The organism is Psychrobacter sp. TPE 89C, assembly GCF_055522395.1.
In genome coordinates this window covers 1-5,781 of the sequence record NZ_JBVFXW010000085.1, presented here as the reverse complement: position 1 = coordinate 5,781, position 5,781 = coordinate 1, and the positions used below count along the sequence as shown (strand labels likewise).

Annotated in this window: 6 protein-coding genes; 5 read left to right on the top strand and 1 reads right to left on the bottom strand. The window is 38.1% G+C overall.

The genetic code is table 11. From position 1 onward, the window contains the following. Positions 1-167 precede the first annotated feature (167 nt). The 5 genes from ACZW67_RS14070 to ACZW67_RS14050 all read left to right on the top strand — a co-directional run bounded on the left by ACZW67_RS14070 (position 168) and on the right by ACZW67_RS14050 (position 4,517). Positions 168-524 carry a plasmid mobilization protein gene (locus tag ACZW67_RS14070; RefSeq protein ID WP_465183774.1) on the top strand — a complete coding sequence of 119 codons (357 nt, stop codon included), beginning with the start codon at positions 168-170 and terminating at the stop codon, positions 522-524. Beyond that, entirely contained in the window at positions 514-1,965 is a 1,452-nt protein-coding gene (locus ACZW67_RS14065) for a relaxase family protein (RefSeq protein ID WP_465183773.1), read from the top strand. The genes ACZW67_RS14070 and ACZW67_RS14065 overlap by 11 nt, the downstream gene beginning before the upstream one ends. Before the next feature lie 64 nt (positions 1,966-2,029). Further along, positions 2,030-2,218, top strand: coding sequence for a type II toxin-antitoxin system RelB/DinJ family antitoxin (locus tag ACZW67_RS14060; RefSeq protein WP_465183772.1), 189 nt, complete (start codon positions 2,030-2,032; stop codon positions 2,216-2,218). A gap of 128 nt (positions 2,219-2,346) precedes the next feature. After that, positions 2,347-3,606 carry a hypothetical protein gene (locus tag ACZW67_RS14055; protein WP_465183771.1) on the top strand — a complete coding sequence of 420 codons (1,260 nt, stop codon included), beginning with the start codon at positions 2,347-2,349 and terminating at the stop codon, positions 3,604-3,606. 2 nt (positions 3,607-3,608) lie between these two features. Continuing rightward, complete coding sequence (locus ACZW67_RS14050) at positions 3,609-4,517, top strand: hypothetical protein (protein ID WP_465183770.1); 909 nt, start codon at positions 3,609-3,611, stop codon at positions 4,515-4,517. A 19-nt stretch (positions 4,518-4,536) separates the two neighbouring features. On the opposite strand, the gene ACZW67_RS14045 is transcribed toward ACZW67_RS14050, so the two are convergent. Next, on the bottom strand, positions 4,537-5,592 hold the full coding sequence (locus ACZW67_RS14045) for a replication initiation protein (RefSeq protein ID WP_465183769.1): 1,056 nt from the start codon (positions 5,590-5,592) through the stop codon (positions 4,537-4,539). Positions 5,593-5,781 lie beyond the last annotated feature (189 nt).

The following is a 5,781-nucleotide window of genomic DNA, read 5'->3' as shown; positions in this document are numbered from 1 at the left end:
TTTTGACTTTAAATAATAACTAAAAATTAGTAAGTATCAATTATAGATTTGATGTATTCTCAATGTAATTATAAACGTAGGGCAAGGACACATACAGGGGACTATCGTCTAATCCCAGTATGACCTTGCAAGGGGAAACCCCTTAACCCCAACTGTCACGAACCGATGTGACAGCGGCAGACCAAAAACAAAAAGAAGATGAGCCAATGACACAGCCAACTAGAAATAAAGAAATAAAAATTCGATTAACCGAAGACGAACATCAAGCCCTTTTGGACAGAATGGAAGGCAACCAGTTAGCAACATGGATTAGAAAAACTACCCTTTCTCAAAAAATTGCTAAGCCATATAAAAATTCTGACCCTAAGCTTTTAGCAAGTTTAGGGCGCATTGGTGGAAATCTTAATCAGATAGCCAAACAAGCCAATACCCTAGATAAAGATACGGACAAGCTCAGAGTATTTGCACAGCTAGCCGTTATTAGGGAACAACTGAACGAGGTACTTAGTCGCCATGATTGTTAAATTCCTGAAAAATAGTGGTGGTGGTAGTGCAAGAGCGACTATGAATTACTTGTTAGGTAAAGATAATGACCGTGAAGGGGCTAGATTGCTCTCCGGCGACCCTGAACTAACAAAAAGGCTGTCAGATAGCCTAGGCTTCCAAAATCGTCATACAGTGGGTGTATTGAGCTTTGAAGAGGTAAATCTTCCTGATGACCATAAAAGAGCCATTAGGGAGAGCTTTGAGAGTTGTCTTTTGGCAGGTTTGGAGAAAGACCAGTACAACATCACATGGATAGAACATACGGATAAAGATCGCCTAGAACTTAATTTTGTCATTGCCAATACTGAATTAACCACAGGTAAACGCTTACAGCCTTATTTTGACAAAGTAGATCGCCCACTGGTTGAGAACTGGAAACAAGTCACTAACCATGAGTACAAACTCACAGACCCTCACGACCCCGACAAAGCCCAAGCCGTTAAAACCCTAAGCAGCCAAAACTTACCTCAAGATATTCGAAAAATTAAAGAGCAGATAGGACAAGTGATAAGCCACCAAATCGAACAGGGCAACGTCACAGACCGAAAAGATGTAATAGACACGCTACAGCAAGCAGGCTTTGAGATCGCAAGGCAAACGGATAAATCTATCAGTATTAAAAACCCAGACGGCAAGCGCAATATACGATTAGAAGGCATCATCTATGAAAATAGACAATTTAATGAAGAATTTGGAGAAGAACGCCGCCGAGCAAGAAAAGACTATGCAGGAACAGGCGCAGAGCGTTACCGAACAGCACTTAACAAGCTACAGTATGCTATTGAGGTCAAGCAGGAACGAAACCGAGGAAGTTTTGGCAGAGAATATCAAACTTATAAAAGAGAGCAGAACCGCCTTACAACAGGCATTGGCATGGAAAACGATGATAGGGGGACTGCTGGGCGCATTAGGACTGATTTTTCTAATTCTGATCGCAATGAATTTATGGACAGCCTTCAGTCTAAAGAACAAGAGAGCAGAATTAGCCGAGATTACACAGAAGATCGAGCAATCACCTTTGGAAGCCAAGGCGCTAACACAGGTGGAGGTAGTGGAGAGAGATGGGATAATCTACATAGCGACGATAGAGGGCGTGAAAGCGGACAACTACAGCAACAAGACCAGTCACGTATTGAAAATTGGCAAATAAGGCTTGAACATGAACGACTTTTTAACGCGTTGCAACGAGCTGGCGGCCGTACTGGAAAAAAAGACCGCACAGCAGAAAATGCAGATAGAGCGATTGACAGCAGTCAATCGTCAGTTGAACGAACAGAGCAGCTTATTACAGCAACGAGTCGAAGTATTGGAGAGCGAGAACAAGCAACTAGCAGCCACGAACGACAAGCTGACCAGTTTATTGAGATTAGCGAAGAAAAGACTAGGACTGTAAGTCGTGGTTTTGATATAGAGCTATAAAAATATTGATTATCTGTACAATTATTTTGCAGTTCATGTACCTACATAAGCGGAAAGTAATAATATGACAACTACTAATTATAATATCAGGCTCGATCAAGAGCTAAAGGATAAGGCCTTTACGGTGTTTGAAAGCTATGGCCTAACACCTTCTCAAGCGATTAAGCTATTCCTCAATCAAGTAGCAGATACCAATACTGTTCCTTTATCTTTTGATTATAGGTCAAAGACCAATGACTGCATTTCAAATTAACTGACCACTGTAGTTATGTTTGTTAAAACCCCTATAATAGCTCACTGTGTGTGTTCGCTGAATATACACATGAATCAAAACTCAATTAAATAGTAGCTCATAAACTAAGCTGCTATTAAGGAAATACCTTGTCTTATAAAAACTCAACATCCGGTACTTACTTAGATAATATGAAGTTACCTGTTCATAGATGGTTTAAATACTCAGCTGGTTTTTCAGCAAAATGGGTAGAGGATGAAGTTAGAAAATTCGAAGCTAAATATGATAAAAAGGCGGTGATTCTAGACCCTTTTGTTGGCTCTGGAACAACCACACTTACTAGCTGTACTTTAGATAATAAAGCTTATGGTTACGATGGCCATCCTTTAGTAGCGAGAGTAGCGAAAGCTAAGCACCTATGGCATTTAGATAGATTCGAGTTTAAGAAGAAAAGCTTAGATTTGTATAACCTTTCAAAAGAAATTGATGTCGATCCTTCAAGATATTATGAGGTTAATTTATTAGAAAAATGTTATGACATAGAGAATTTTAAGGACTTAGAGGCTTTAAGATTAGCATATATAGCTCTAGCAGACGAAAATCCTATATATGAGCTGATTTGGTTAAACATAACATCAATATTGCGCCCGTGCAGTAATGTGGGGACAGCTCAGTGGCAATATATACTGCCAAACAAGACTAAAGCTAAGGTTCTAAGCGTAGAACAAGCTTTCCTAGGGAAGGTCGAGTTGATGTTTGGTGATATGGAGTATGCAGAAGCTAATAAGTGGCAACCTAGTGCAGTAGTTAATGAGCATGATGTAAGAGAACCTTTTTCTTTATCGTCACCTGCAAACTTTGTAATTACCTCTCCGCCATATGCAAATAATTATGATTATGCGGATGCCACAAGGTTAGAAATGACATATTGGGGAGATATTAACAGCTGGGGAGATTTAAAAACCGCTGTTAGACCAACGATAATGAGATCATGTTCTCAACATTCTGCTGGAGATAAGGTTGATGCAAATCTGCTGCTAGATTCCGAGGAGCTTTTTTCAGTTAGAGATATCTTACGCCCTATAGTAGACGAGTTAGCAGAAGTTAGATTAACTAAAGGCGGTAAAAAAGCATACCATACCATGGCAGCAGCATACTTCTATGATCTAGCTTTAATAATTAAGAACCTAAAAGTAAATCTAGAAAAAGATTCTGAAATGTGTTGGGTCATAGGTGACTCTGCACCATATGGTGTATACATTCCAGTTGATACGATCATAAGTGAGCTTGCTATAAATGCTGGTTTCGAATCAACCTCATTTGAGAAAATTCGAGATAGAAATATTAAATGGAAGAATCGTACACATACAGTTCTTTTAAAAGAAGGAAGATTAAGGATTAAGGGATAATTATGGCAAATGCTTCATCTGGACATAAATTAGGGCAGGTAATTGGCGATTGGTTTGAAGAGTTTTTTGTTTTTCCCTTACTGCAAAAGGTAGGCGAAGAACTTGATTTATTTGTTGATACACGTTTCGTAACTAGGAGTTCAAGGAATAATAAAATCATTTGGATCGACCTTGACGATAACAAGGTTGACTATGATGCCGTTCTAGAAATAGGTGGAAGCCCAACAAAGCAAGGTGTGCCAGTTGCTTTTTTGGAATGCTTTTGGAGACGCGGTAGCCGACACTCTAAGGACAAGGCAAGAGACGATAGTGGCAAACTAATGCCAATGCGAGAAACTTATCCTACTGCTAGATTTCTAGGCATAATTGCAGCAGGAGATTTTACAGCACCAGCTAGAGAACTGATAAAAAGTAGAGATATTGATCTTTTTTATGTAGTGAAATCAAAAATAATTGAGGCCTTCTCTAATTGTGGTTTAACAATGGACTACGATGACAAGCTCAATGAAGATGAGAAAAGCCTAATTGTGAATAAGTTTGTAGAGAATTTCACGAAAAGTAAAAAAATTGAAGTGAAAGAAGAGCTGTTGAAAGTAATTGGCCCAACAACAATGGATGGTTATGTTAATAGGGTTAAGTCTGCTCTTTCTGCTCTACCTCAAGAGATTAGAATTATACTTCGAAAAAGCTCTGAACCTATTGTTTTTGAGTCAGTTGAAGAGACTAGTAACTTCATAAAAGATCCAAACTTCAACATAGAAGTGACCGAACAATCTTTCGTTTATGAAGTTACTTATTCTGATGGGACAGAGTTTGCAAAAGAACTTGATACCTTAGAACAGTTAAAGAAACTGCACGAAGAGATTGAAATGCTAGAAAACCATATGATTTCCCTCAATTTGAAAACATAGAAATGGTTGGAAAATATTATTAATCTAAATACTCTCGAATTGGACGCTTCTTAAACTGTGAAGCGTCTTTTTTAAGACGATTCACCATTTCAAACTCCCAAGCGTTAGCATCTTGACCTGCTGGACTGGTAGAGCTGACTAAGTGATTATAATCTGCCATAAAATTTGGGTTACGTGCAATTCTAGCTAATTGCTTATCTGTAAAACTATTAACCGAAAACATATCACCTGTATTAGGATCTCGATGAGCATCTTTAATCTTATTTACAGCTGGTTTTTTAGGTTTGAATTTAAGAGTTAAATGCGTAAACCTACGCCCTGTTTTGGTCAGTTCATAAGTTACAGTGAAAGGAGATTTATCGTTAATTTCATCAACAGCCGTATCAATAACCCATCTCCTAAAGTCCTTTGTTGCTTCATACTTATCCTTTAATTCTAGCGTATCTCGTAAGTCGCTGAGCCTAATAGTACAAATGCCTGTGCTACGGAACTGCATCATCATCAAATAGATTCGATAACTGTAAAAACTACTAAAATCAACCACATCATCAAGCACGATTTGCGTAAACTGTTCTTTTAATTGAGAGATATACGGAATAATATCCTCATGTAACACTACTCTAGCCATTAAATTATCATCGCTATTAGCAATTATTGGCAAACTATCCATTAAGTTGTGCAGACGTAACGTACTTATAAAATCTCCATCACTATCTGCATCAGGATATTTTCTTTTCAGTTTTTCAAAAACTTCACTTTTAAAATGCAGCACATTGTGAACCCAATGCGTATCTAGATCACCGATAGGCGTTTTTATAGTAATAACTCTGCTTAATAGTTCCTTACAAGCTGAGCGAATATCACGAGCTACATTTTTAGGTTCAACACCTAAACGTACAAAATCATCTTTTGTAATATAGTATGGCTTTTTAGGATCAACCGGTTCATCATCTTTCGGCATTTGTGAGATAGCAACTAATATCAACCTTATCTCATTTACGGTTAATTTATATGATGCACGTATTAATTTATTGTCCATAACTACTAGACCATTATTCTTTTTTTGCTTAACCATTGTCATCACCTAGACCTAAATAGGAGTTTAATATACAATACTCCTAGTTGTGCGTCAATCCCTCCCTTTTAGTGCGTCAATCCCTCCTAGTTGTGCGTCAATCCCTCCTAGTTGTGCGTCAATCCCTCCCTTTTAGTTCTACCTAGCCGATACGCCATAAGGCTTTCAGAGTAGGCTAAAAATCTTTTA